General features: G+C 70.4%; 20 protein-coding genes. 14 read left to right on the top strand and 6 right to left on the bottom strand.

Annotated elements, in window-relative coordinates; translation table 11 throughout:
- Positions 1–121 precede the first annotated feature (121 nt).
- The 9 genes from ACZ4IF_RS26720 (at position 122) to ACZ4IF_RS26680 (ending at position 12,014) form a co-directional block, all read left to right on the top strand.
- Positions 122–3,079 (top strand): M14 family metallopeptidase, encoded by a 2,958-nt coding sequence (locus tag ACZ4IF_RS26720; protein WP_467567125.1) that lies wholly within the window; start codon positions 122–124, stop codon positions 3,077–3,079.
- Between the two features lie 190 nt (positions 3,080–3,269).
- Positions 3,270–4,280 (top strand): type I glyceraldehyde-3-phosphate dehydrogenase, encoded by a 1,011-nt coding sequence (gap, locus tag ACZ4IF_RS26715; protein ID WP_028805952.1) that lies wholly within the window; start codon positions 3,270–3,272, stop codon positions 4,278–4,280.
- A gap of 122 nt (positions 4,281–4,402) precedes the next feature.
- Entirely contained in the window at positions 4,403–5,614 is a 1,212-nt protein-coding gene (locus ACZ4IF_RS26710; protein ID WP_467567121.1) for a phosphoglycerate kinase, read from the top strand.
- A gap of 6 nt (positions 5,615–5,620) precedes the next feature.
- Complete coding sequence (gene tpiA, locus ACZ4IF_RS26705) at positions 5,621–6,397, top strand: triose-phosphate isomerase (RefSeq protein ID WP_467567118.1); 777 nt, start codon at positions 5,621–5,623, stop codon at positions 6,395–6,397.
- Positions 6,398–6,540: 143 nt separating this feature from the next.
- Complete coding sequence (gene secG, locus ACZ4IF_RS26700; protein WP_218835031.1) at positions 6,541–6,771, top strand: preprotein translocase subunit SecG; 231 nt, start codon at positions 6,541–6,543, stop codon at positions 6,769–6,771.
- A 236-nt stretch (positions 6,772–7,007) separates the two neighbouring features.
- Positions 7,008–7,343, top strand: coding sequence for an RNA polymerase-binding protein RbpA (locus ACZ4IF_RS26695; protein ID WP_003976875.1), 336 nt, complete (start codon positions 7,008–7,010; stop codon positions 7,341–7,343).
- 618 nt (positions 7,344–7,961) lie between these two features.
- Positions 7,962–9,230 carry an MFS transporter gene (locus tag ACZ4IF_RS26690; protein ID WP_467567115.1) on the top strand — a complete coding sequence of 423 codons (1,269 nt, stop codon included), beginning with the start codon at positions 7,962–7,964 and terminating at the stop codon, positions 9,228–9,230.
- A 72-nt stretch (positions 9,231–9,302) separates the two neighbouring features.
- Positions 9,303–10,955 (top strand): glucose-6-phosphate isomerase, encoded by a 1,653-nt coding sequence (pgi, locus tag ACZ4IF_RS26685; protein WP_467567113.1) that lies wholly within the window; start codon positions 9,303–9,305, stop codon positions 10,953–10,955.
- 96 nt (positions 10,956–11,051) lie between these two features.
- Positions 11,052–12,014: a hypothetical protein gene (locus ACZ4IF_RS26680; RefSeq protein ID WP_467567110.1), complete on the top strand. Its 963-nt coding sequence runs from the start codon at positions 11,052–11,054 to the stop codon at positions 12,012–12,014.
- Positions 12,015–12,020: 6 nt separating this feature from the next.
- Here ACZ4IF_RS26680 and ACZ4IF_RS26675 read toward each other — a convergent pair whose 3' ends face one another.
- Genes ACZ4IF_RS26675 through ACZ4IF_RS26665 form a run of 3 tightly spaced genes read right to left on the bottom strand, consistent with a single transcriptional unit; the run spans position 12,021 to position 15,601 of the window.
- A complete protein-coding gene (locus ACZ4IF_RS26675; protein WP_467567107.1) occupies positions 12,021–14,306 on the bottom strand; it encodes an ABC transporter permease in 2,286 nt (761 codons plus the stop codon).
- Between the two features lie 6 nt (positions 14,307–14,312).
- Entirely contained in the window at positions 14,313–15,098 is a 786-nt protein-coding gene (locus tag ACZ4IF_RS26670) for an ABC transporter ATP-binding protein (protein ID WP_467567104.1), read from the bottom strand.
- On the bottom strand, positions 15,095–15,601 hold the full coding sequence (locus ACZ4IF_RS26665; protein ID WP_028803429.1) for a PadR family transcriptional regulator: 507 nt from the start codon (positions 15,599–15,601) through the stop codon (positions 15,095–15,097). Before ACZ4IF_RS26665 ends, ACZ4IF_RS26670 begins: the two co-directional genes overlap by 4 nt.
- 124 nt (positions 15,602–15,725) lie before the next feature.
- Between ACZ4IF_RS26665 and ACZ4IF_RS26660 the strand changes: the two genes are divergently transcribed.
- The 5 genes from ACZ4IF_RS26660 to ACZ4IF_RS26640 all read left to right on the top strand — a co-directional run bounded on the left by ACZ4IF_RS26660 (position 15,726) and on the right by ACZ4IF_RS26640 (position 22,379).
- Entirely contained in the window at positions 15,726–16,997 is a 1,272-nt protein-coding gene (locus ACZ4IF_RS26660) for an ABC transporter substrate-binding protein (protein ID WP_467567100.1), read from the top strand.
- A 130-nt stretch (positions 16,998–17,127) separates the two neighbouring features.
- Positions 17,128–18,801 (top strand): glycoside hydrolase family 13 protein, encoded by a 1,674-nt coding sequence (locus tag ACZ4IF_RS26655; RefSeq protein WP_467567097.1) that lies wholly within the window; start codon positions 17,128–17,130, stop codon positions 18,799–18,801.
- A gap of 55 nt (positions 18,802–18,856) precedes the next feature.
- A complete protein-coding gene (locus ACZ4IF_RS26650; RefSeq protein ID WP_467567094.1) occupies positions 18,857–20,179 on the top strand; it encodes an ABC transporter substrate-binding protein in 1,323 nt (440 codons plus the stop codon).
- Between the two features lie 5 nt (positions 20,180–20,184).
- On the top strand, positions 20,185–21,543 hold the full coding sequence (locus ACZ4IF_RS26645) for an ABC transporter permease subunit (protein ID WP_467567091.1): 1,359 nt from the start codon (positions 20,185–20,187) through the stop codon (positions 21,541–21,543).
- Positions 21,540–22,379, top strand: a complete 840-nt coding sequence (locus ACZ4IF_RS26640; protein ID WP_095933532.1) for a carbohydrate ABC transporter permease — start codon at positions 21,540–21,542, stop codon at positions 22,377–22,379. The genes ACZ4IF_RS26645 and ACZ4IF_RS26640 overlap by 4 nt, the downstream gene beginning before the upstream one ends.
- Before the next feature lie 63 nt (positions 22,380–22,442).
- Here ACZ4IF_RS26640 and pgl read toward each other — a convergent pair whose 3' ends face one another.
- Genes pgl through zwf form a run of 3 tightly spaced genes read right to left on the bottom strand, consistent with a single transcriptional unit; the run spans position 22,443 to position 25,818 of the window.
- Entirely contained in the window at positions 22,443–23,225 is a 783-nt protein-coding gene (gene pgl, locus ACZ4IF_RS26635) for a 6-phosphogluconolactonase (protein WP_467567087.1), read from the bottom strand.
- On the bottom strand, positions 23,222–24,295 hold the full coding sequence (gene opcA, locus ACZ4IF_RS26630; RefSeq protein ID WP_467567084.1) for a glucose-6-phosphate dehydrogenase assembly protein OpcA: 1,074 nt from the start codon (positions 24,293–24,295) through the stop codon (positions 23,222–23,224). Before opcA ends, pgl begins: the two co-directional genes overlap by 4 nt.
- Complete coding sequence (gene zwf, locus ACZ4IF_RS26625) at positions 24,292–25,818, bottom strand: glucose-6-phosphate dehydrogenase (RefSeq protein ID WP_359499550.1); 1,527 nt, start codon at positions 25,816–25,818, stop codon at positions 24,292–24,294. Before zwf ends, opcA begins: the two co-directional genes overlap by 4 nt.
- Between the last annotated feature and the right edge of the window lies 1 nt (position 25,819).

The following is a 25,819-nucleotide window of genomic DNA, read 5'->3' as shown; positions in this document are numbered from 1 at the left end:
GTAGCCCACTTGGGGCCGGCACCGGCGTTTGTTCGTCCTTGAGGCACTCTTGACTCGATCATGAAGTGTCATGAGCCTGGCATCTGTTCGCCGCTGTGGCGGACCAGTGCAAGGGGGGCTCATGAGACGAAGAGCGAGAGCGATCCTCGCCACCGGCGCGCTCCTGTTGGGCGGTGCGGGAACGACACCCGTCGCCCAGGCGCAGAACGGCACTTCACCCAAGCCCGACGCGAACGCCGTGAAGGTGTTCCGTGCCGAAGTCACCAAGCAGCAGATACCCCTGCTGCTCGCGGCCGGGCAGGACGGCCACGAACTCGGCGACCAGACCTGGAAGAACGGGAAGACGACGGTCGAGGTCTACGCCACCGACCAGCAGGCCGGAAAGCTGGAGCAGCAGGGCGTCGAACTCACCGAGCACACCCTCTCGACCAAGGCCGAGGACCGCGTCGAGGACGCGGCCCAGGGCGTGTTCCGCCCGTACAGCGGCAAGGGCAATCTCCAGGAGGAGATCGTCCGGACGGCGCAGGAGAACCCCGGCCTCACCAAGGTCGTCTCCATCGGCAAGACCCTCAAGGGCCAGGACATCCTGGCGCTCAAGCTCACCAAGGGCGCCAAGAAGTCCGCGGACGGCGCCAAACCGTCGGTGCTGTACATGTCCAACCAGCACGCGCGCGAGTGGATCACGCCGGAGATGACGCGGCGTCTGATGCACTACTACCTGGACAACTACAAGACGGACAAGCGCGTCAAGAAGATCGTCGACTCCACCGAACTGTGGTTCGTGCTGTCCGCCAACCCCGACGGCTACGACTACACGTTCCAGGGCGAGGACACGCGCCAGTGGCGCAAGAACCTCCGCGACGTGAACGGCGACGGAGTCATCTCCACCGGCGACGGCGTCGACCTCAACCGCAACTTCGCCTACAAGTGGGGCTACGACGACGAGGGTTCGTCCCCGAACCCCACCAGCGAGACCTACCGCGGCACGAGCCCCGCCTCCGAGCCCGAGACCAAGGCCCTCGACGCCTTCGAGAAGCGCATCGGCTTCACGTACGGCATCAACTACCACTCGGCCGCCGAACTGCTCCTGTACGGAGTCGGCTGGCAGGTCGCGACGCCGACGCCCGACGACGTGCTCTACAAGTCGCTCGCCGGGACGCCCGAGAACTCGGCGATCCCCGGATACCACCCGCAGGTCTCCTCCGAGCTCTACACCACCAACGGTGAGGCGGACGGCCACGCGGGCAACATCAACGGCATCGCGATGTTCACCCCCGAGATGTCGACCTGCCAGACCGCGTCGAACCTCGACCCGAACGACGCCTGGAACGCGGCGGACTGCGCCTCGGTCTTCACCTTCCCGGACGACGAGAAGCTGATCCAGCAGGAGTTCCAGAAGAACGTCCCGTTCGCGCTCTCCGTCGCCGAGACCGCGAGCCACCCCGACCAGCCGTCGTCCTCGGTCGGCATCGCCGCGCCCGACTTCACACCGGCCGCGTTCAGCACCTCGTACTCCCGCGGCGCCGACCAGGAGGTCTCCGTCGTCGTCCGCAAGTCCGTGCGCGACAAGGAGCTCAAGTACCGGGTCAACGGCGGACGCACGCACGACGTGACGCTGCGGCCCTGGCGCGGCGGCGAGACCTACGGCGGTGACGACAACCTCTACTTCGACGAGTACCGGGCCAAGGTCCAGGACGGCCGCCCCGGCGACAAGGTCGAGGTCTGGTTCACCGGTGGGACGAAGAGCGGCAGGTCCACCTCCAGCACGCACTTCACCTACACCGTGGCCGAGTTGCCCCGCGTCGACACGCTCGTCGTCGCCGAGGAGGGCGCGACCGCCTCGCAGGCCCAGACGTACGTCGACGCGCTCAAGGCCAACGGCAAGAAGCCGCTGGTCTGGGACGTCGCGACACAGGGCGCGCCCGACGCGCTCGGCGTGCTCGCCCACGTCAGGACCGTCGTCCACTACACGGGCGGCGTACGGCCGGGCAACGCCACCCAGCTCCAGCTGCGGGCGTTCCTCAACGAGGGCGGCAAGCTGATCGAGGCCGGCGAGCTGGCCGGCGGCAGCGTCGACCTCGGCGGCGGCACCCTCTCGAACGACTTCAGCCAGTACTACCTGGGCGCCTACTCGCGTACGTCGACGCCGGGCGCCAAGGGCTTCAACGGTGCCGGGAAGCTCGCCGGTGCCACGGGGACGCTCGGCGACGCGCCCGGCAACCCGCTGAACGCGGCCGGCACGTACGCCGTCACCTCGGACTCGCTGTCGGCCACGCAGTACCCGCAGTTCGGGTCCAGCGCCGGAGCGGGCCAGTTCGCCGGCACCGTCAACCCGTACGGGCCCTACGCGGGCTCCTCCATGGCCGCCGCCGTGCACACCGACGACGGCTACAAACGGCTCACCCGCACCATCGACCTCACCGGGGTCAGCGCCGCCGACAGGCCGACGCTGCGCACCCAACTGCTGTGGGACACCGAGCCCGGTTACGACCACGCGGTGCTCGAAGCCCATACGACCGGGGCCGACGACTGGACGACACTCCCGGAGGCGGGCGGCGCCACCAGCACCGCCGTTCCCACGGAGTGCGAGGCAGGGTTCCTCGTCAGGGAACACCCCTGGCTCAAGCGGTACCTGACCGTGAACTCCACCGGCTGCACCAACACCGGCACCAGCGGAGTGTGGAACAGCTTCACGGGCGCCTCCAGCGGATGGCAGCAGGTCTCCTTCGACCTGAGCGCGTACGCCGGCAAGTCGGTCGAGGTCGCCCTCGCCTACATCACCGACCCGGGCAGCGGCGGACACGGCGTCCTCGCGGACGACGCCTCCGTCGTCGTCGGCGGCACGGCCACCGAGACCGAAGGCTTCGAGACATCCTTCGGGCCCTGGAAGGTCTCCGGTCCGCCCCCGGGCAGCCCGGCCGTCCTGAAGGACTGGGCGCGTTACGGGGAGCTCTTCAAGACATATGGAGCCGTCACCACGAAGGACACCGTGCTGCTCGGCTTCGGCCTTGAGCACGTCACCGCGGCGGCCGACCGTGCGGCCCTCGTCGGCAAGGCACTCACGGCGCTGCGCGGCTGACTCTGCGTGACAGCGTCGTCAACGCGGAGGGCGTTCCGTACCCCTACTGGCGGGTACGGAACGCCCTGCCGTGTATGGGGCATCTGGATGTCACCACAGCCGCCTCAGGGAGGTAGGGTCGGAGGCGGTCGGGGACATCCCATACAGCTCGCCGGTCTCGAAACCGGCGTACCAACGAGGAGATCGGTTCGTGACGATCCGCGTAGGCATCAACGGCTTTGGCCGCATCGGTCGTAACTACTTCCGCGCGCTGCTGGAGCAGGGTGCTGACATCGAGATCGTGGCTGTCAACGACCTGGGTGACACCGCGACCACCGCTCACCTGCTCAAGTACGACACCATCCTGGGCCGTCTGAAGGCCGAGGTGTCGCACACCGCCGACACGATCACCGTCGACGGCCACACCATCAAGGTGCTGTCCGAGCGCAACCCCGCCGACATCCCGTGGGGCGAGCTGGGCGTCGACATCGTCATCGAGTCGACCGGCATCTTCACCAAGAAGGCCGACGCCGAGAAGCACATCGCCGGCGGCGCCAAGAAGGTCCTGATCTCGGCTCCGGCCAAGGACGAGGACATCACGATCGTGATGGGCGTCAACCAGGACAAGTACGACCCGGCGAAGCACAACGTCATCTCCAACGCCTCCTGCACCACCAACTGTGTGGCGCCGATGGCGAAGGTCCTCGACGAGAACTTCGGCATCGTCAAGGGTCTGATGACCACGGTGCACGCGTACACCAACGACCAGCGCATCCTGGACTTCCCGCACTCGGACCTGCGCCGCGCCCGCGCCGCCGCCGAGAACATCATCCCGACCACCACCGGTGCCGCCAAGGCCACCGCCCTGGTGCTCCCGCAGCTCAAGGGCAAGCTGGACGGCATCGCGATGCGCGTCCCGGTCCCGACCGGCTCGGCCACCGACCTGGTCGTGACGCTGCAGCGCGAGGTCACCAAGGACGAGGTCAACGCCGCGTTCAAGAAGGCCTCCGACGACGGCGACCTCAAGGGCTACCTGACCTACACCGAGGACCCGATCGTCTCCTCGGACATCGTCGGCGACCCGGCCTCCTGCACCTTCGACTCCTCCCTGACCATGGTCCAGGAGGGCAACTCCGTTAAGATCCTCGGCTGGTACGACAACGAGTGGGGTTACTCCAACCGTCTCGTCGACCTCACGGTCTTCGTCGGCGGCCAGCTCTAAGTCCGGAGCAGGTACCCAGACGTGAGAGCAGGGCTCGGGCAGCGCAAAGGCGCGTTGTCCGGGCCCTGCTCTGTGCACGTATCGTCCAGCTCTCCGGATAGAGCCCTCCTAGGAGTCCACTCATGAAGACGATCGACGAACTTCTCGCCGCGGGCGTGGACGGCAAGCGGGTCTTCGTCCGCGCCGACCTGAACGTGCCGCTGGCCGACGGCCGTATCACCGACGACGGCCGTATCCGTGCCGTCCTGCCCACCGTCAAGGCTCTCGCCGACGCCGGTGCCAAGGTGATCGTCGCCTCGCACCTGGGCCGCCCCAAGGGCGCACCCGACCCGGCCTTCTCGCTGCTGCCCGCCGCCGAGCGGCTCGGCGAACTCCTCGGTGCCCCCGTCGCCTTCGCGCAGGACACGGTCGGCCCCGCCGCCCACGACGCCGTCGACGGCCTCCAGCCCGGCCAGGTCGCGGTCATCGAGAACCTCCGCTTCAACGCCGGTGAGACGTCCAAGGACGACGCCGAGCGCGGCGAGTTCGCGGACCGCCTCGCCGCCCTCGCCGACGTGTACGTCGGTGACGGCTTCGGCGCAGTGCACCGCAAGCACGCCTCCGTGTACGACCTTCCGGCCCGCCTCCCGCACTACGCCGGCTACCTCATCGCCACCGAGGTCGGCGTCCTGAAGAGGCTCACCGACGACGTCGAGCGCCCCTATGTGGTCGCGCTCGGCGGCGCCAAGGTCTCCGACAAGCTCGCCGTCATCGACGAGCTGCTCGGCAAGGCCGACCGCCTGCTCATCGGCGGCGGCATGGCCTACACCTTCCTCAAGGCCAAGGGGTACGAGGTCGGCATCTCCCTCCTCCAGGAGGACCAGGTCCCGGCCGTCAAGGAGTACATGGAGCGCGCCGAGAAGAACGGCGTCGAACTCGTCCTCCCCGTGGACGTCCTTGTCTCCACGGAGTTCCCCGACCTGAAGACGAAGGCCCCGGCCAACCCCACCACCGTCGCCGCGGACGCCATCCCGGCCGACCAGGAGGGTCTGGACATCGGTCCCGAGACCCGCAAGCTGTACGCCTCGAAGCTCGCCGACGCGGCCACCGTCTTCTGGAACGGTCCGATGGGCGTCTTCGAGCACCCCGACTACGCCGAGGGCACCAAGGCGGTCGCCCAGGCCCTCATCGAGTCCCCGGCCTTCACGGTCGTCGGCGGTGGCGACTCCGCCGCCGCCGTCCGCACGCTGGGCTTCGACGAGAAGGCATTCGGCCACATCTCGACCGGTGGCGGCGCCTCCCTCGAATACCTCGAGGGCAAGACGCTCCCCGGCCTCGCCGCACTGGAGGACTGACCAAGCATGAGCACGCGCACGCCGCTCATGGCGGGCAACTGGAAGATGAACCTCAACCACCTTGAGGCCATCGCGCACGTCCAGAAGCTCGCCTTCGCCCTGGCCGACAAGGACTACGAGGCCTGCGAGGTCGCCGTCCTGCCGCCCTTCACCGATCTGCGCTCCGTGCAGACGCTGGTCGACGGCGACAAACTGAAGATCAAGTACGGCGCCCAGGACCTCTCGGCGCACGACTCCGGTGCCTACACCGGCGAGATCTCCGGCTCGATGCTGGCCAAGCTGAAGTGCACCTACGTGGCCGTCGGGCACTCCGAGCGCCGCCAGTACCACGCCGAGACCGACGAGATCGTGAACGCCAAGGTCAAGGCGGCCTACAAGCACGGCCTGACCCCGATCCTGTGCGTCGGCGAGGAGCTGGAGGTCCGCGAGGAGGGCAGCCATGTCTCGCACACGCTCGCGCAGGTCGAGGGCGGTCTCAAGGACCTGCCGGCCGAGCAGGCCGAGTCCGTCGTGATCGCGTACGAGCCCGTCTGGGCGATCGGCACCGGCAAGGTCTGCGGTGCCGACGACGCCCAGGAGGTCTGCGCGGCGATCCGCGGCAAGCTCGCCGAGCTGTACACCCAGGAGCTGGCCGACCAGGTCCGCATCCAGTACGGCGGCTCCGTGAAGTCCGGGAACGTCGCCGAGATCATGGCGAAGCCCGACATCGACGGTGCCCTGGTCGGCGGCGCCTCCCTGGACGCCGACGAGTTCGTCAAGATCGTCCGGTTCCGCGACCAGTGAGTATGCGGTAGCCGCGATACGTCGTACCCTTGCGGGGGCCGGGAGCCTCGAAAAGTGAGCGGACCGCTCACCCAGTAGGCTTCGGCCCCCGTCGTCCATCAAGATCCGAGGGAATTTCTCGGAAAGGGAGTCCAGCCGTGGTTTTGGGGTTCTCGATCGCCCTGATCGTCTTCAGCCTGCTGCTGATGCTGCTCGTGCTGATGCACAAGGGGAAGGGCGGCGGCCTCTCCGACATGTTCGGTGGCGGCATGCAGTCGTCCGTCGGTGGCTCCTCGGTCGCCGAGCGCAACCTCGACCGCATCACCCTGCTGATCGGTCTGCTCTGGTTCGCGTGCATCGTCGTGCTCGGAATCCTGATGAAGGTCAACAACTGATCACCGACCGACATCGGTACGGCAGCACAACTGCACATTACGCAAGCACATTCCGCACGTAAGGCCCCATGTCCGGTACGCGCCCTCAGGCGCGGCCTATCATGGGGCTTGCGTCTAGGGGTGGGGATGTAACTCCAATCACTGGACGCGCGTTGGGCCTTACGTAGACTGAGGCGCTCGCAGCGAAGCGTCACGCCGACTCGCTTCGCGGCACCATCACGCAGGGAGTTACGACCGTGGCAAGTGGCAACGCGATCCGAGGAAGCCGGGTCGGGGCGGGGCCGATGGGTGAGGCCGAGCGCGGCGAGTCCGCACCCCGGCTGCGCATCTCCTTCTGGTGCTCCAACGGACACGAGACTCAGCCCAGCTTCGCCAGCGACGCGCAGGTTCCCGAGACCTGGGACTGCCCGCGCTGCGGCTTCCCCGCAGGACAGGACCGGGACAACCCGCCGGACCCGCCGCGCACCGAGCCCTACAAGACGCACCTCGCGTATGTACGGGAGCGCCGCAGCGACGCGGACGGCGAGGCGATCCTCGCCGAGGCGCTCGCCAAACTGCGGGGCGAGATCTAGAAGTTGACACCGGCCGGGTACCCACGGGTGCCTGGCCGGAGCTGTTCCGCGTCTCCGCGGCACGCACCGCGGCAAGCCGCTGTACGGCCTCGGCGGTCCCGCGCCCGGAGCCGATGTGGTGCAGGGCCGCCGGGTCATGACCGGACGGCGGGTCGGACCGGTGTGCCTGGCCGGATGGCTCGGGCCGTGCCGGTGTGCGCCGTCGAGTGCCTCGCGCCGTGCCGGTGTGCGTGGTCAGGTGGCTCGCGCCGTGCCGGATTCGGTGACCCGTTGGCTCGCGCCGCGCCGAGGTACGCGGCCGGGTGGCTCGGCGTGTGCCGCACTGCGTGGCCAGATGGCCCGGGGCGGTACGGCCTGGGCGGTGCCCGCTCCCGGCCGATGCGGCGCAGAGCGGCGGGGGCCGCGACCTGACGGCCGAGCCGTGACGGAGTGCGCGGGCGTGAGCGGGCAGCCGGGCCGGGTGGTGCGCGGTCGGTGGTCCGTGTCGTGGACGAGATGCGCGGCCGGGGTGTGCGGTCGGGCCGCGGAGCCGGACGTGCTGCGTCCCCGGCCGCTCCGAGGCCGATTGTCAGTGGTGGCCCTTACGGTTCTCGAAGTGATGGAACCGGAGGGGGCGTTGTGACGACGGCGGAGGCGACGGGCGTGCGCCCGCCCGCGTGGCGCGGCGGATTCGGCCGGCTGTGGACGGCGGCCGTGGTGTCGCGGTTCGGGGACGCGCTGCGCACCTCCGCCCTGCCCCTGCTCGCCGTGCGGCTCACCGACGACCCGCTCGTCATCGCCTCCGTCACCGCCTGCGGCTATCTCCCCTGGCTCCTGTTCGGGCTGCTCGGGGGCGCGATCGCCGACCGGGTGGACCAGCGGCGGGCCATGGGAGCCGTGGACGTCGTGCGCGGCGCACTGGTGGCCGGCTTCGCGCTGACCGTGGCGCTCGGACACGCCTCGATCGTCCTGCTGATCGCGCTGGCCTTCAGCCTGACCACCCTCCAGACGCTCTTCGACAACGCGTCCACGGCCCTGCTGCCGTCCCTGGTGGACCGCGAGGCCCTCGGCAGCGCCAATGCCCGGCTGATGACCGGCCAGCAGCTCGCGGGCGGCCTGCTCGCCGGCCCCTTCGTGCCGCTGCTGCTCGCCGCCGGGGCAGCCGCGCCGTTCACGGCGGACGCCGTCACCTACCTCCTCGCCGCCGGGCTCGTCGCCTCCCTGCGGATACGGCCGCCTCGGCGGGAGCCCCGTCCCGCGGGCAGCACGCTCCGTGCAGAGGTGGCCGCCGGCCTGCGCGCCCTGTGGGGCGACCGGGTGCTGCGCGCGGTGTGCACGGCCACCCTGCTGTGCAACATCGGCATGGGCGCGCTCATCGCCACCCTCGTCCTGCACGTCACACACTGGCTGCACACGGGGGACGCGGGGTACGCGGCGGCGATGACGGCGTACGCGGTCGGCAGCTTCTGCGGCGGCTTCCTCGCCCAGCGTGTCGCCGGGCGGGTCGGACGGGCTCGGAGCCTGCTGGTGGCCGGATGCGTCCAGACGTCGTCGCTGCTGCTCATCGGCACGGTCCGGCACCTCGGCGCCCTCCTCGCGGGCATGGCACTGCTCGGACTGATGAACATGGTGTGGAACGTCAACCAGGTCACGCTGATGCAGCAGCGCAGCCCGGAATCCATGGTGGGCCGCATCAGCGCCGCCTTCCGCACCGCCTCGACCTCCGGGGCCCCGCTCGGCGCCCTGCTGGGCGGCACCGTGGCCGGGGCGTACGGGCTGAACGGGCCCGCCCTCCTGGCGGCGGTCCTCTTCGCCCTCGCCGTCACCTCGCTGATACCCGCGCTCAAGCCGGACGTATCTGTTGTCGAGCCGGACGACGGCGCGACGACAGGTCGCGTCAAGCCCTGATCAATTAGGTTGGGACCGGCAGTGGGGCAAGGTACGCAGCAGCACAGGCAGGAAAGAAGGCTGAAGTCCGAGATGAACGCAGAAAGCCGTACCAGGCTCAACCAGACCCCCGAGTGGAGCGCTCTGGCCAAGCACCGCGAGGAACTCGCGGACACCCGTCTGAGGGACCTGTTCGCAGCCGACCCCGGGCGCGGCACCGGCTACACGCTCCAGGTCGGGGATCTGCACATCGACTACTCCAAGCACCTCATCACCGACGAGACACTGCGTCTGCTCCGCGACCTGGCGGCCGCGACGGACGTGTTCGGGCTGCGGGACGCCATGTTCCGGGGCGAGAAGATCAACGTCACGGAGGGGCGGGCGGTGCTGCACACCGCGCTGCGCGCCCCGCGGGACGCGGTCGTCGAGGTCGACGGTGAGAACGTGGTGCCGGCCGTGCACGCGGTCCTGGACAAGATGGCCGGCTTCGCCGACCGGGTCCGTTCGGGCGAATGGACCGGTCACACCGGCAAGCGCATCAAGAACGTGGTGAACATCGGCATCGGCGGCTCCGACCTGGGCCCCGCGATGGCCTACGAGGCGCTGCGCTCGTTCACCGACCGCGACGTCACCGTCCGTTTCGTGTCCAACGTCGACGGCGCCGACCTGCACGAGGCCACCCACGACCTCGACCCGGCCGAGACGCTGTTCATCATCGCCTCCAAGACCTTCACCACCATCGAGACCATCACCAACGCCACCTCGGCGCGCTCGTGGCTGCTGACCGGGCTGAGGGCGGATCAGGAAGCGGTCGCGAAGCACTTCGTGGCGTTGTCGACGAACGCGGGGAAGGTGTCGGAGTTCGGTATCGACACCGCCAACATGTTCGAGTTCTGGGACTGGGTCGGCGGGCGGTACTCCTTCGACTCGGCGATCGGCCTGTCGCTGATGATCGCGATCGGCCCGGACCGGTTCCGCGAGATGCTCGACGGCTTCCACCTGGTCGACGAGCACTTCCGCACCGCTCCCGCCGAGGCCAACGCACCGCTGCTGCTGGGCCTGCTGGGCATCTGGTACGGCAACTTCCACGACGCCCAGTCGCACGCCGTGCTGCCGTACAGCCATTACCTGTCCAAGTTCACCGCGTATCTGCAGCAGCTGGACATGGAGTCCAACGGCAAGTCCGTGGACCGCGACGGCGATCCGGTGGAGTGGCAGACCGGCCCGGTCGTCTGGGGCACCCCCGGCACCAACGGCCAGCACGCCTACTACCAGCTCATCCACCAGGGCACCAAACTCATCCCCGCCGACTTCATCGGCTTCGCCGACCCGGTGCAGGACCTTCAGCCCGGTCTGGTCGCCCAGCACGACCTGCTGATGGCGAACTTCTTCGCGCAGACCCAGGCGCTCGCCTTCGGCAAGACCCCCGACGAGGTCCGCGCCGAGGGCGTGCCCGAGGAACTGGTCCCGCACAAGACGTTCCGCGGCAACCATCCCACCACCACCATCCTCGCGCGCGAACTCACCCCCTCCGTCCTGGGCCAGCTGATCGCCCTCTACGAACACAAGGTGTTCGTCCAGGGCGCCGTCTGGAACATCGACTCCTTCGACCAGTGGGGCGTCGAACTCGGCAAGGTCCTCGCCAAGAAGATCGAACCCGCCCTGACCGAAGGCACCGACGTCCCTGGTCTGGACGCGTCGACGCAGGCCCTCGTCGCCAAGTACCGCGAGCTGCGCGGACGGTAGGGCACACCGGATCGCGGGAAGCGGGCGGCGGGAGTCCGTCCGCTTCCCGTAGAATCCCCGGGCGATCATGCAGGCGATGACTCGGGGGAGTAGAAATTGGCCGGCACGCGCGGACGTTGGACGAGCGAGCGGCTGTCGCCGAGGTCGGTCCTGCAGCCCAAGCAGGTGGCGAAGGCACTGTTCCACCCGGCATGGATCCCCGAGTCCCTCGACCCGTCCGTGGAGCGGCTCAAGCGCGTACGCGTCATCGCGGGAGCGATCGCCGCGTTCGGTGTGTACACCTTCGTGCAGGGCAAGTTCGACTTCACGGAAGTGCTGGAGAACATGCTCACCGCGTCCGCCGTGCTGCTGTTCATCACGCCCCTGACCGTGGGGGTGATGCTCTTCGTATGGCGGCGCACGGGGACCGTGCGCCGGCTCAGGACCCCCTTGTTCAACTCGCTCAAGCTGCTGCTGCTCTTCATCGGCACGGTGGTCTTCACGGTCTTCCTGTGGCAGCTGTCCACCTCGCTCGGCATGGCCGCGCTGCTCGTGGTCGGCCTGTCGGCCATGTGGCTCACCGGCCTCGTGGCCTACGGCGCGGTGCAGGTGTCGGGGAACTTCTTCGGCTCCGCCGCCGTGCACCGCTGTCTGCCACCGCTGCTGGCCACGGTGACGACCTGGCTGATGGCCATCCCCGACCTGGTCACCGGTGATCTGCACGGGCTCAGTTTCACGATGGGCATCGTCTTCGTCCTGGGCGCGCCGGTGACGGTCACGGCCATCGCGGCGCTGGAGATGAGCCGGCTGCGCCGCCGGTACGGGATCCGGCTGGGCGCGCATCCCGCGACGCTGCCGACGCCGCGCCCCGCGCAGCCGCCCGCGTACCCACCGCCCGGCGGGTACGCGCCGCCGCCCGGCCGGCCGTATCCCCCGCACCCGCCGCAGGGGTCCCCGTACGTCCCGTTCCCACCTCAGGGACACCCGTACGCGCCGAACCCGCAGGGCAGCCCCTACGCACCGGGGACGCCGCAGAACCCGTACCCGTACCCCTACGGCCCGGGAGCGTCCGGGTCCTGACCGTGCTCAGGACACCGCGCTCAGCGTGTCCGCCAGCCGCCTGCGGGCGGCGCGGGCGGCGGGCAGGGCGGCGAGGGCCGCGGCGCCCAGCACGGCGGCCACGCCGAACAGCGCCAGCAGGACGGGGGACGGCCCCCGCGCGATGCCGGCGCCGATGCCGCTCGACCTGCCCTGGGCGTCGATCAGCCAGTGCGCGAGAGGCAGCCCCAGCGCCGTGCCGACGACGACGGCGGCCAGTGCGGTGCATCCGGTGGCCGTCACCGTGACCGCGGTGATCTGCCGCGGGGTCAGACCGATCGCCTTCAGCGCCAGCAGGTCCCGCTCGCCCTCGCGCACGGTCCCGCCGATGGCGGTGAGCAGTTCGATGAGGCCGATCAGCGCCAGTACGGCGATCAGCCCCGCGACGACCGCACGCAGCGGCGACAGCCCGTCGGCCGGGTTGGTCACCGCGTGCACGTCGATGTGACCGTGCCCGGACGCCGTGAGCGCGGCGGCGACGCGATGCTGGTCGGCGCCCTGACGCAGTTGGAGCAGGTAGAGGCTCGGCCGCAGCTCCGGGTCGTTCTCGCGCAGCGAGTCCAGTGAGGTGGAGATGACCCGTCCGCTGTTCTCCGGCTCGATGCTGCGCCCCACGATGTGCAGGATCTGCGGGCGGTCGCCGACCATCATCCGGATCCAGACACCGACCCGCACGTCCAGCAGATCCAGCAGCCCCTGGCCCGCCACGGCCTCGTCGGGGCCGTTCGGGAGGCGCCCCTCCGCGAGGGAGAACGGGTAGGGGTGCTCGTGCGTGCCGAGCCCGCGCAGCGCGATCGTGCCCGTCTGGCCGGGCGCCAGTGCGGCCACCTCGATGCCCGGGTGGACGGCGGTGACCTGCGGATTGCGGGCCAGCAGGGCCCGGACACCGGACTCGCTCAGGCTGTCGTCGGCCCGCACGGTGAGACCGGCGGCGAGGCCGATCTGCTCGGGCTCGCTGTGGAAGCGGTCCATGGTGGTCCAGGCGCTCATGGCCACCACGATGAGCAGCAGCGGCAGCGCCAGCCGGGCGACGGTGGCCAGCGAGCGCAGCCGCCGGGTGAACGCCTTGTGCCAGCCCAGGACCAGGGCCGACGGCAGCCGCAGCCCGAGCGCCCCGCGTGCCAGGCCCGAGAGCCGCCCGCCGAGCGGTGCGGCGGCACGCAGCCCCGGAACCGGAGGCACCCGGCCGGCCCGCCATGCCGCGAGCCCGGTCGTCGCGGCGATGAAGAGCACCGCGGCGACCGGCACCGCGAACAGCGCCGCCGTGTACCCCGGCAGTCCCTGCCACACGCCCACCGCGTCCCCGAGGCGCCCGGGGATCCGGCTGCCCAGGCCTTCGGTGAGCGCCGCCGCGAGCACGGCGCCCAGCAGGGCGAACGCCACGTGCTGGAGCAGGAAGATCCGCACCACCTGGCCGGGGGTGAACCCGATGGCCTTCAGGACCGATATGTCGCGGAGGTGGCCGCGCACCCGGGTGCCGATCGCGCCGTGCACGGCGAGACCGGCGGCGACCAGGGCACCCAGCCCGAACAGGCCGAGGACCTGGCCGAGCAGCCGGTTGCCGCCCTGCGCCTCGGCCCGCGCCTGCTGCCAGGCGGAGACCTCGGTGACCGCTCCGGTGCCGAGCAGGGTGACGGCGCGCTGGACGGCGTAGTCCGTGTCCTCGGGATCGGCCAGCCGCAGCCCTGTCACCTGGCCGCCGGTGGCGCGCGGCAGCGCCGAGGGGAGCGCCCAGACGAGACCCGGGCGTTCCCCGGGGCTGTAGCGGGGCTCGGCGCTGTCGGCGACGCCCCGGACGGTCAGGGTCCGCGAGGTGCCGGGCAGGGTGAGGATGTCGCCGGGCTCCGCCCACAGCGCCCGGGCGAGGCTGCTCTCCAGCACCACGCCGTCCGGCGCGCCGACGTCGAGCCAGCGGCCCGCGGTGAGCAGCGGTCGGCCGATGGCGGGAGGTTCGACGGTGCCGCGCAGCTCCACGGAGGCGCGGGTGCCGCGCGACTCCAAAGTGGCGCCGGCCGTCGGATAGGGGCCCGCGACGGACGCGACGCCGTCCAGCTCCGCGAGTCTGCGGGGGTCGGCTGAGGGACCGGTGTGGATCCACACGTGCGCGCCCTGCGACTGGCTGAAGACGCGCTGCCACGGATTGGTCGCGTACCCGAAGAGGGCGGCGGCCAGCAGCAGGGAGGCGACGATGCCCGCGGTGGCGAGGACGATGAACAGCGCCTCGCCGCGATGTGTGCGCAGATCGGCGTGAGCCCAGCGCAGAGTGGCCCGCACGACGGCTCAGTCCTTCAGTTCCAGCACGCCGGATATGCCCGGCGCGCGCGAGGGAGTGCCGCCGAGCTCCGCGTCGTCGGCGATACGGCCGTCGAAGAAACTGATCACCCGGTCCGCGGCGCTCGCGAGGCGGGCGTCATGGGTGACGAGCACGATGGTCTGGCCCCGCTGGTGGAAACGGGACAGCAGCCGGGTCACCTCGCGGGTGCCCTTGCTGTCGAGGCTGCCGGCCGGTTCGTCGGCGAGCAGCAACGGCGGATGGTTGACCAGGGCGCGGGCGAGTGCCACGCGCTGCTGCTCGCCGCCGGACAGTTCGCCCGGCATGCTGCGTTCCTTGTCCTTGAGGCCCAGCTCGTCCAGCAGCAACTCGCGTTCGGCGCGGGCCTGCCGGGGGGAGACCCCGGCGAGCAGGGCGGGCAGTTCCACGTTGTCGGCGACCGACAGGTTGGAGACGAGGTTGAAGAACTGGAAGACGATGCCGATGCGCCGTCGGCGCTCCACGGCCCAGCGGGCCTCGCCGTACCCGTCGGTGCACTCGCCGTCCAGCCAGATGCTGCCGGCGTCCGGGCGCTGGAGCCCGCCGAGCAGATGCAGCAGGGTCGACTTCCCGGCGCCGGACGGGCCGGTGACCGCCACGAACTCGCCCGTGCGCACGGCGAGGTCCACACCGCGGACGGCATGGGCGGGGGCACCCTCCCCGTAGTGCGTCTTGACCAGGCCCTCGGCCCGCAGCAGCGGAACCGGGTCGCTCGTGGTGCGCGGCCCGGGAACGGGATCGGCGGCGGCGTTCATTCCAGCTCCTCCTGGCAGCGCTCCAGCCAGTCGAGGTCGGCCTGCAGATGCAGCATGGCCCCCTCGATGAGCAACTGGGAGATGCGGTTGTCCCGGTTCTCGGCCGCGGCGAGCTTCGACAGATTGCGCATGGTGTTCAGGTACTGGCGCCGCTGCTTGTTGATCAGGGCGATCTGGTCGGCGAGACCGGTCTGCGGTGCGAGCGCGAGCTTCATGAAGAACTCGTCCCGGACGCGCGGCTCGTCCGCCGTCTCCTCGTACCAGGCGCGCAGCGCCTCACGCCCGGCGTCGGTGAGGTGATAGATCTTCTTGTTCGGCCGGCTCGACTGCTCGACTTCCTCGCCCTCGATCAGGCCCGACTTCTCCAGGCGGCCGAGGGTCACATAGACCTGGCCGACGTTCGGCTGAGGGTACGCGGAGCCCAGCAGTTGCTCAAGGTCCTGCTTGAGCTCATAGCCGTGCGCCGGGCCACGCGCCAGCAGGGCCAGGAGGGGCAGCCGCACTCGTGCTCTCCTCCTCGGATCCTTGTAATGTGCCGCAGGCCCTAGTATCGCCCATACCTAACAGGTATACATGGCCTCTGACTCCGGGCGAAGGTGCCCGGCGCCGGTGTACAGGGAGGAACCTATGCGGTGGATGCATGCCGCCGGTAGGGGCCTCCTGGTCCTGGCTGTCGTCCTGACCGGTTACGTCGGCTCCGGGGCGCGGGCGGACGGAGCGCGCGGCACGGGTCGCGGCCCGCTCACCCTGGCCACCGCGGGGGACCTCACCGGCTATCTGGGGCCGCTGCTCGACGGCTGGAACCGCACCCACCCCGGTGAGAAGGTCACCCTCGTCGAGCTGCCGGACTCCGCGGACGAGACCCACGCGCAGATGACCACCGACCTGCGCGGCGGCGACCGCAGCCGCTTCGACGTCCTCAACATCGACGTCAACTGGACCTCCGAGTTCGCGGCGGCCGGCTGGATCAGGCCGCTGCCGCGCGACCGCTTCCCGCTGAAGACCTTCCTGGACCCGGTGACCGACACAGCCACCTACGACGGGCAGTTGTACGCCGTCCCGTACGTCACCAACGCCGGGCTGCTCCTGTACCGCAAGGACATCCTGGCCAAGGAGGGCGTCCCGCCGCCGCGCACCTGGGCCGAGCTGGAGCGGGACGCGAAGACCATCGCGCCGAAGTACGGGCTCGACGGCTACGCCGGTCAGTTCCTGCCCTACGAGGGCCTCACCGTCAACGCGGCCGAGGCGGTGTACTCGGCGGGCGGCACGATCCTCGGGGACGAGGGCACCCGGGTCACGGTGAACTCCGACGCGGCCCGCGAGGGCATCGGCTTCCTCGCACGCGGAGTGCGCGAGGGCTGGATCCCGCAGCGGGCGCTGACGTTCAAGGAGGAGGAGTCCAAGCAGGCCTTCCAGGACGGCCGGCTGCTCTTCCTGCGGAACTGGCCCTACGCGTACGTCGCGGCATCGGCCAAGGGCTCCCAGGTGGCCGGCAAGGTCGGCGCCGTACCGCTGCCCGGACCGGACGGTCCGGGCAAGAGTGTCCTCGGCGGCTCCAACCTGGCCGTCAACACGCATGCGCGGCACCCCGACTCGGCCGCGCGCCTGATCGTTTATCTCACGGGCGAGCGTGTCCAGCGCCAGGTCCTCACGCGCGGCGCGCTGCCGCCCGTCCGCGCCTCGCTCTACGACGACCCCGAACTGATCCGGCGGTTCCCCTACCTGCCGACGCTGCGCGCCGCCGTGAAGACGGCCTCCCCGCGCCCCAAGAGCCCGCACTACGACCAGGTCAGCCTGGTGGTGCAGGCCGTCGTGCAGGACGCGCTGACCGGGCACCAGACCCCCGAGAGCGCGGTGCGCCGGCTGGCGCGGGAGCTGGCCGCCATCTCCCAGCGCTAGTTACTTGTTAAGTAACGCCAAGGTCTCAACCTGTCTCTGGATGCCCGAATAAGTCCGCATATCCAGGGCCAACTTCTCAGTAGCTTGCGCCTCTTCGTTGACATCCTCGCGACACGCCTACTTAACATGCATGCATAACCGTAGGCACGCACAGACAGGTCAACGGGTGACGCTCAACACGCACCGCTGGTGGCGCGACGCAGTGATCTACCAGGTGTACGTCCGGAGCTTCCTGGACAGCACCGGGGACGGCATAGGCGATCTCGCCGGGGTCCGGGCCGGACTTCCCTACCTGAAGAAGCTCGGGGTCGACGGCATCTGGCTGAGCCCCTTCTACCCCTCGCCGCAGCACGACCACGGCTACGACGTCGCCGACTACTGCGACGTGGACCCGCTGTTCGGCGATCTCGCCGAGTTCGACCTGCTGATGACGGACGCCCGGCGGCTCGGCATCAAGGTCCTCCTCGACATCGTCCCCAACCACTGCTCCAGCGACCACCCGTGGTTCCGGGAGGCGCGGGAGGCGGCGCCCGGCAGCCAGGCGCGAGCCCGCTTCCACTTCGCCGAGGGCCGCGGACCGGACGGGGCCGAACCGCCCAACAACTGGCACGCCATGTTCGGCGGCCCCGCCTGGACCCGCGCCACCGAGCGGGACGGCACCCCCGGCCAGTGGTACCTGCACATGTTCACGCCCGAACAGCCCGACCTGAACTGGCGCAACCCCGAGGTCGGCGCCCACTTCGAGCACGTCCTGCGGTTCTGGCTCGACCGGGGCGTCGACGGGTTCCGCATCGACGTCGCCGCCGGTCTCTTCAAGCACCCCGGCCTGCCCGACTCGCCCGACCCCGAAGCCGACGCCCGCACCCGCGACTCGGTCAACCCGCTCGCCTGGAACCAGCCCGAGGTGCACGACGTCTGGCGCCACTGGCGGTCGGTGTGCGAGGAGTACACCGCCCGCGACGGCCACGAGCGGCTGCTCGTCGGCGAGGTCTCCGTACCGACCGCCCGCGAGCACGCCGAGTACGTGCGCCACGACGAGCTGCACCAGGCCTTCTTCTTCGACCTGCTCAGCGCCCCCTGGAACGCCGACGCCTTCCGCAAGGTCGTCTCCGAGGCCATGCAGGACATCGCCGGCACCGGTTCCACGGTCACCTGGGTGCTCAACAACCACGACCAGGTCCGCACGGTCACCCGCTACGGCGAACCCACCACCGAGGGGAGCGGCCTGGGCGCCGCCCGGGCCCGCGCCGCCGCACTGCTGATGCTGGCCCTGCCCGGAGCCGCGTACATCTACCAGGGCGAGGAACTCGGGCTCCCCGAGGTCGTCGACCTGCCGGACGACGTGCTCACCGACCCGATCTACCGCCGCACCGGGAGCCGCGCCCGCATCCGCGACGGCTGCCGTGTGCCCCTGCCCTGGTCGGGCGCCGCCTCTCCCTTCGGCTTCACCTCCGGTGTGGAGGGCGCCAAGCCGTGGCTGCCGCAGCCCGCCTACTTCGCCGAGTACGCCACCGACCGCGCCCTCGCCGACACCCGCTCGTTCTGGCACCTCTACCGCGACGGTCTGCAACTGCGCGCCGGGCTCCCCCAGTTGGGTGAGGGCACGTTGCGCTGGCTGGAGACACCGCCCGGCGTCCTCGGCTTCGTCCGCGGCGACGGCCTCGTCTGCGCCGTCAACTTCGGTACGGCGCCCACCTCCGCGCCGGTCTCCGGCACCCCCCTGTTGTCCAGCGGCCCCTGCGCGCCCGGCGTCCTGCCCGGTTCCACGGCCGCCTGGTGGATCAGCGACTGCACCAACCCCTGAGTCGCCTGCTCTTTGCACGCACGTCAATCCTCCTGCCCTCGAAGGGACATCAACGATGATGCGACGACGTACGACCCTGCTCGCGAGCTGCACCACCCTCGCCCTGGCCCTGGGCGCGACCGCCTGCGGCGGCGGCCCCGTCTCCGCGGGCGGCGGCAAGTCGCTGAGCGGACAGACGATCTCCGTGGCCGGTGTCTGGTCCGGCAGCGAACAGAAGAACTTCCAGAAGGTCCTCGACGCCTTCAGCGAGAAGACCGGCGCCAAGACCCAGTTCACCTCCACCGGCGACAACGTCTCCACCGTCGTCGGCAGCAAGATCGAGGGCGGCAACGCCCCGGACGTGGTCATGGTCCCGCAGGTCGGCGTGCTCCAGCAGTTCGCGAAGCAGGGCTGGCTCAGGCCGCTGTCCCAGAAGACCGAGCAGGCGGTGGACGCCAACTACGCGAGCGTGTGGAAGAACTACGGCAGCGTCGACGGCACCCTGTACGGGCTGTACTTCAAGGCCGCCCACAAGTCGACCGTCTGGTACAGCCCCGACGCCCTCGACCAGGCCGGCGTCAAGCCCCCGACGACGTACGACGCGATGCTGAAGGCCGGGCACACCGTCTCCGAGTCGGGCCTCGCCGCCTTCTCCGTCGCCGGACAGGACGGCTGGACCCTCACCGACTGGTTCGAGAACATCTACCTCTCGCAGGCCGGACCCGAGAAGTACGACGCGCTGGCCGCGCACAAGATCAAGTGGACCGACCCGACCGTCGTCGAGGCGCTCACCACCCTCGGCAAGCTGTTCAAGGACAAGCAGCTCATAGCCGGTGGCCAGAAGGAGGCGCTGAACACCGACTTCCCCGGCTCCGTGGAGAAGGTCTTCGGACCCAAGCCCGCGGCGGGCATGGTGTACGAGGGCGACTTCGTGGCCGGCGTCGCGAAGGACCAGTTCGGCAAGAAGATCGGCGAGGACGCCGACTTCTTCCCCTTCCCCGCGGTCGGCGGCGGCAAGGCACCCGTGGTCAGCGGCGGCGACGCGGCCGTCGTGCTCAAGGACGGCAAGAACCAGAAGGCCGCCCAGCAGTTCCTGGAGTACCTGGCGACCCCCGAGGCGTCCGCCGTCTGGGCCGAGGCGGGCGGCTTCCTCTCCCCGAACAAGAAGCTCGACCTCGCCTCCTACGGCGACGACGTCACCCGTGAGACCGCCAAGTCGCTGGTCGCCGCGGGGGATTCGGTCCGCTTCGACATGTCCGACCAGGCCCCCGCCGCGTTCGGCGGCACCAAGGGCACGGGTGAGTGGAAGATCCTCCAGGACTTCCTGCGCGACCCGTCCGACCCCAAGGGCACCGCGGCCGCTCTGGAGAGCGCGGCGGCCAAGGCGTACCAGGGCTGATCGACGTGACCGCCACGCTCCTGAAAGAGGCGAGCCCCCCGCCCGTCGGCATGGCCGACCGCAGGCGCCGGGCCCGCCGTCGCGGCCGGATCGTCGCGATCGCGTTCGTCTTCCCGGCGCTGCTCCTGCTCGGTGCCCTGGTCGTCTACCCGGTGCTGTTCTCCGTGGGGCGCAGCTTCTTCGACGCCTCGGGCACCCGGTTCGTGGGCGGCGACAACTACAGCGCGATGTTCCACGACCCCGCCACGATCAAGGCCATCCGCAACACCACCATCTGGGTGGTCGTGGCGCCGGCACTGCTGACGGCCCTGGGCCTGATCCTCGCCGTGCTGGTCGAGAAGGTCCGCTGGGCCACGGCCTTCAAGCTGCTGCTCTTCATGCCGATGGCGGTCTCCTTCCTCGCCGCGGGCATCATCTTCCGGCTCGCCTACGACGAGGACCCCGACAAGGGCGTCCTGAACGCGGCCGTCGTCTCCGTGCACGACGCCTTCAAGGGCACCTCGTCGTACCCGACCGCCCGTGCCCGCGACGGCCAGGGCCTGACCAAGGGTGCCGACGGCTCCTACCGCACGACCGCCGCCGCGTCACCCGGTCACGCGGTCGACCTCGGGCTGGTCGGCGTCCTCGCCGACGACCTGCCCGGGGACGCACGGCCCGCCTATCCGGCGGCCGTGCGGAAGGCCGCTCCGGACGAACTGCGCGGCGTCGTCTACCTGGACTTCACGCGCGGCGGGGGAGGAGAGCAGGGCAAGGTCGACCGGCAGGAGAGCGGACTGCCCGGCATCGAGGTCGAGGCAGTGCGCGACGGGAGGACGGTCGCGAGCGCCACCACGGCGGCCGACGGCTCCTTCCGCTTCGGCGGTCTGGACTCCGGCTCGTACGCCCTGCGGCTGCCGGCGTCGAACTTCGCCCCGCCGTACGACGGGATCTCCTGGCTGGGGCCCGCGCTCGTCACCCCCGCCATCATCGGCGCCTACCTGTGGATCTGGACCGGATTCGCCATGGTGCTGATCGGCGCGGGCCTCGCCTCGCTGCCGCGCGACGCGCTGGAGGCGGCGCGGATGGACGGCGCGAACGAGTGGCAGGTCTTCCGCCGGATCACCGTGCCGCTCCTCGGGCCCGTCCTCACCGTGGTCTTCGTGACCCTCGTGATCAATGTGATGAAGGTCTTCGACCTCGTCTACATCATCGCGCCGGGCCCGGTGCAGGAGGACGCCACCGTGCTCGCGACCCAGATGTGGCTGGTGTCCTTCGGCGGGGGCAACGACCAGGGGCTGGGCAGTGCGCTCGGAGTGCTGCTCCTGCTCCTCGTCATCCCCGCCATGGTCTTCAACGTCCGCCGCTTCCGAGGGAGTCAACGATGAACGCGCTCAGGCGAGGGCTCGGCAACAGCCTGGTGCAGGCGTTCCTCGTGGTGGTGGGGCTGATCTGGCTCACGCCGCTCGCCGGGCTGTTCCTGTCCTCGCTGCGATCCGCCCAGGACACCGCGAAGGGCGGCTGGTGGACCGCGCTGGCCGAACCGGGCCGGCTGTCCTTCGACAACTACTCGGCGCTGCTGGGCAACGCGGGCATGACGCAGGCCTTCTGGAACACGGTACTGATCTCGGTCCCGGCCACGTTCCTCGTCGTCGTCATCGCCGCACTGGCCGGATACGCTTTCGCCTGGCTGGAGTTCCCCGGCCGAGAGCCGCTCTTCCTGCTCGTGGTGGCCCTGCTGGTGGTGCCGGTGCAGATCGGTCTGCTGCCGGTGGCGAAACTCTTCGGCCAGCTGGGGCTGTTCGGCACGATCCCCGGAGTCGTCCTCTTCCACGTCTCCTACGGGCTGCCGTTCGCCATCTTCCTGCTGCGGAACTACTTCGCCGAGATGCCGCGGGAGATGCTGGAGGCGGCGCGCATGGACGGCGGCACCGAGTGGCGCATCTTCACGCGGCTCGTCCTGCCGGTCGGCCGCCCGGCGATCGCCAGCCTGGCGATCTTCCAGTTCCTGTGGGTGTGGAACGACATGCTCGTCGCGCTGCTCTTCGCCGACAGCTCCTCGCAGCCACTGACCGTGGAACTCCAGTCCCAGATACGGCAGTTCGGCAGCAACATCGATGTGCTCGCGCCCGGCGCTTTCCTGTCGCTGGTGGTGCCGGTGGTCGTGTTCTTCGCCTTCCAGCGGCACTTCGTACAGGGGGTGATGGCCGGGTCGGTCAAGTGACCCGGTCGCGGGTCACCGACGGACGGGGCGGCGGAGGGGACGAACCCCTCCGCCGCCCCCGTGTCATGCCGAAGCCGGCGGGTACAGCGAGCGCGGCAGCTGTGAGGCGGCCGCCGCGTCCAGGAGCCACAGCGTGCGGGAGCGGCCGTGCGCCCCGGCGGCCGGGGCCTGGATCTCACCCGCTCCCGACAGCGCGATGGCAGCGGCCTGTGCCTTGTCCTCGCCGGCGGCCAGGAGCCACACCTCGCGCGCGGACCTGATCGCGGGCAGGGTCAGCGAGATCCGGGTCGGCGGCGGCTTGGGCGCACCGTGCACGCCGACCACCGTCCGCTCCGTCTCCCGCACCGCGGGCAGCTCCGGGAAGAGCGAGGCCACATGGGTGTCCGGCCCGACGCCCAGCATGAGGACGTCGAACGTCGGCACCGCACCGTGGTTCTCCGGCCCCGCGGCCTTGGCGAGCTCGGCGGCGTACGCCTCCGCCGCCGCGTCCGCGTCGGAGCCGTACGGGCCGTCCGACGTGGGCATCGGGTGCACCCGGGCCGGGTCCAGCGGCACCGAGTCGAGGAGCGCCGCACGGGCCTGGGTGTCGTTGCGGTCCGGGTCGCCCTCGGGCAGGAACCGCTCGTCGCCCCACCACAGGTCGATGCGGCCCCAGTCGACGGCGTCCCGGGCGGGCGCGGCGGCGAGCGCCGCGAGCAGCCCGTTGCCGTTGCGGCCGCCCGTGAGCACCACCGACGCGTAGCCGCGGGAGGCCTGCGCGTCCACCACCTTCGTGATCAGCCGGGCCGCGGCGGCCTGGGCCATCAGCTCCTTGTCGCGGTGCACGACGAGCTGGGGAGTACTCACTCGGCTGCCGCCTTCTTCGCCGGGGCCTTCTTGGCGGTGGCCTTCTTCGCCGCGGCCGGGCCGGTCTTCCCGGCCGGGGCCTTGGCCGCGGGTGCCTTCGTGGTGGTCCCGGCCGCGGCGGGGACCACCTCGTCGGCCGCGCCGTCCACGTTCAGCCGGTCCACCCCGTAGCGGAGCGCCGAGGCGTACGTGTCGTCCGGGTCGAGACGGCGCAGCTCCTCCGCGATCAGCTCGGAGGTGTCGCGGCGCTTGAGTGCCACGGCACGGTCGGGCTGCCCGTGGATGGACAGGGTCGCCAGGGTCCCGTCGGCGCGGTCCAGGACGATCGGGCCGCAGCTCGTGCCCAGCCTGACGCCGGTGAGGCCGGGACCGGAGGACAGGGAGCGCGTGACGGGCACGTCGAGGCGGTTCGCCAGCCACATGGCGAGCAGCTCGCAGCTCGGGTTGAACTCCTCGCCCTCCACCTCCACGGCCTCCACCTCGCAGGTGACCTGGTCCAGGGCCGCGGCCAGCATCGAACGCCAGGGCGTGATGCGGGTCCACGACAGGTCCGTGTCGCCGGGGGTGTACGCGTCGGCGCGGGCGCTCAGCTCCCGTACCGGCGACTCGGCCGCGTAGGTGTCCGTCACCCGGCGCTGGCCGAGCGCGCCCAACGGGTCCTTGGCCGGGTCCAGCGGCGCGTTCACCGGCCACCACACGACGACCGGCGCGTCCGGCAGCAGCAGCGGCAGGACCACGGAGTCGGCGTGGTCGGCGACCTCGCCGTACAGGCGCAGCACCACCGTCTCACCGGTGCCCGCCTCCGCTCCGAGCCGCACCTCGGCGTCGAGCCGCGACTTGGTGCGGTCGCGAGGTGAGCGCGAGACCCGCTTGATGACGACCAGGGTGCGCGAGGGGTGCTCGCGCGAGGCGTCGTTCGCGGCCTTCAGAGCGTCGTAGGCGTTCTCCTCGTCGGTGACGATGACGAGGGTGAGCACCATGCCGACGGCCGGTGTGCCGATGGCACGGCGGCCCTGCACCAGCGCCTTGTTGATCTTGCTGGCCGTGGTGTCCGTGAGGTCCGTCTTCATGGCCGGCGCCAGCTCCGTCCGTCTCGTGCGAGCATCTCGTCGGCCTCGGACGGACCCCAGGTGCCCGACGGGTACTGCGCGGGCTTGCCGTGCCGGTCCCAGTACTCCTCGATCGGGTCGAGGATCTTCCAGGACAGCTCGACCTCCTCGGTGCGCGGGAAGAGGTTCGAGTCGCCGAGCAGCACGTCCAGGATCAGACGCTCGTAGGCCTCCGGGCTGGACTCCGTGAACGACTCGCCGTAGGCGAAGTCCATGGACACGTCCCGGATCTCCATCGAGGTGCCGGGCACCTTCGAGCCGAAGCGGACCGTGACGCCCTCGTCCGGCTGCACGCGGATGACGATCGCGTTCTGCCCGAGCTCCTCGGTGGCCGTGGTGTCGAAGGGGGAGTGCGGGGCGCGCTGGAAGACGACCGCGATCTCGGTGACGCGACGGCCCAGACGCTTGCCGGTGCGCAGGTAGAAGGGGACGCCCGCCCAGCGGCGGTTGTCCACGCCCAGCTTGACCGCCGCGTACGTGTCGGTCTTCGACTTGGCGTCGATGCCGTCTTCCTGGAGGTAGCCGATGACCTTCTCGCCGCCCTGCCAGCCACCCGCGTACTGGCCGCGCACGGTGTGCTTGCCCAGGTCCTTGGGCAGCCGGACCGCGCCGAGGACCTTGGTCTTCTCCGCGGCCAGCGCGTCCGCGTCGAAGGAGGCGGGCTCCTCCATGGCGGTCAGCGCCATCAGCTGGAGCAGATGGTTCTGGATGACGTCCCGGGCCGCGCCGATGCCGTCGTAGTAGCCGGCCCGGCCGCCGATGCCGATGTCCTCGGCCATCGTGATCTGCACGTGGTCGACGAAGGACCGGTTCCAGATCGGCTCGAACATCGTGTTGGCGAACCGCAGCGCCAGGATGTTCTGGACCGTCTCCTTGCCCAGGTAGTGGTCGATACGGAAGACCTGGTCCGGGGCGAAGACCTCGTGGACGACCTTGTTGAGCTCCTCGGCCGACTTGAGGTCGTGTCCGAAGGGCTTCTCGATCACCGCGCGCCGCCAGGAACCGTTCTCCTGGTCGGCGAGCCGGTGCTTCTTCAGCTGCTGGATCACCACGGGGAACGACTTCGGCGGCACCGACAGGTAGAAGGCGAAGTTGCCGCCCGTGCCCTGTGCCTTGTCGAGCTCCTCGATCGTGGAGCGCAGCCGTTCGAAGGCGTCGTCGTCGTCGAAGGTGCCCTGCACGAAGCGCATGCCCTGGACCAGCTGCTGCCAGACCTCCTCGCGGAAGGGCGTGCGGGCGTGCTCCTTGACGGCGTCGTGGACCTCCTGGGCGAAGTCCTCGTGGGCCCACTCGCGGCGTGCGAAGCCGACGAGCGAGAAGCCCGGCGGCAGCAGACCCCGGTTGGCGAGGTCGTACACCGCGGGCATCAGCTTTTTACGTGACAAATCGCCCGTGACGCCGAAGATCACCAGGCCCGACGGCCCCGCGATACGCGGGAGCCGTCGGTCTGCGGGGTCACGCAGCGGATTGCTGCTCGACAAGATT

The organism is Streptomyces sp. NPDC025784 (genome assembly GCF_055558435.1).
Note: the sequence above shows the minus strand (reverse complement) of the source record. Positions and strands in the feature narration are given on the sequence as shown.

Coding starts and splice junctions, on each gene's coding strand:
- ACZ4IF_RS26720 (WP_467567125.1), top strand. CDS start 122: ATGAGACGAAGAGCGAGAGCGATCCTCGCCACCGGCGCGCTCCTGTTG.
- ACZ4IF_RS26710 (WP_467567121.1), top strand. CDS start 4,403: ATGAAGACGATCGACGAACTTCTCGCCGCGGGCGTGGACGGCAAGCGG.
- tpiA (WP_467567118.1), top strand. CDS start 5,621: ATGAGCACGCGCACGCCGCTCATGGCGGGCAACTGGAAGATGAACCTC.
- pgi (WP_467567113.1), top strand. CDS start 9,303: ATGAACGCAGAAAGCCGTACCAGGCTCAACCAGACCCCCGAGTGGAGC.
- ACZ4IF_RS26670 (WP_467567104.1), bottom strand. CDS start 15,098: ATGAACGCCGCCGCCGATCCCGTTCCCGGGCCGCGCACCACGAGCGAC.
- ACZ4IF_RS26660 (WP_467567100.1), top strand. CDS start 15,726: ATGCGGTGGATGCATGCCGCCGGTAGGGGCCTCCTGGTCCTGGCTGTC.
- ACZ4IF_RS26655 (WP_467567097.1), top strand. CDS start 17,128: ATGCATAACCGTAGGCACGCACAGACAGGTCAACGGGTGACGCTCAAC.
- ACZ4IF_RS26650 (WP_467567094.1), top strand. CDS start 18,857: ATGATGCGACGACGTACGACCCTGCTCGCGAGCTGCACCACCCTCGCC.
- ACZ4IF_RS26640 (WP_095933532.1), top strand. CDS start 21,540: ATGAACGCGCTCAGGCGAGGGCTCGGCAACAGCCTGGTGCAGGCGTTC.
- opcA (WP_467567084.1), bottom strand. CDS start 24,295: ATGAAGACGGACCTCACGGACACCACGGCCAGCAAGATCAACAAGGCG.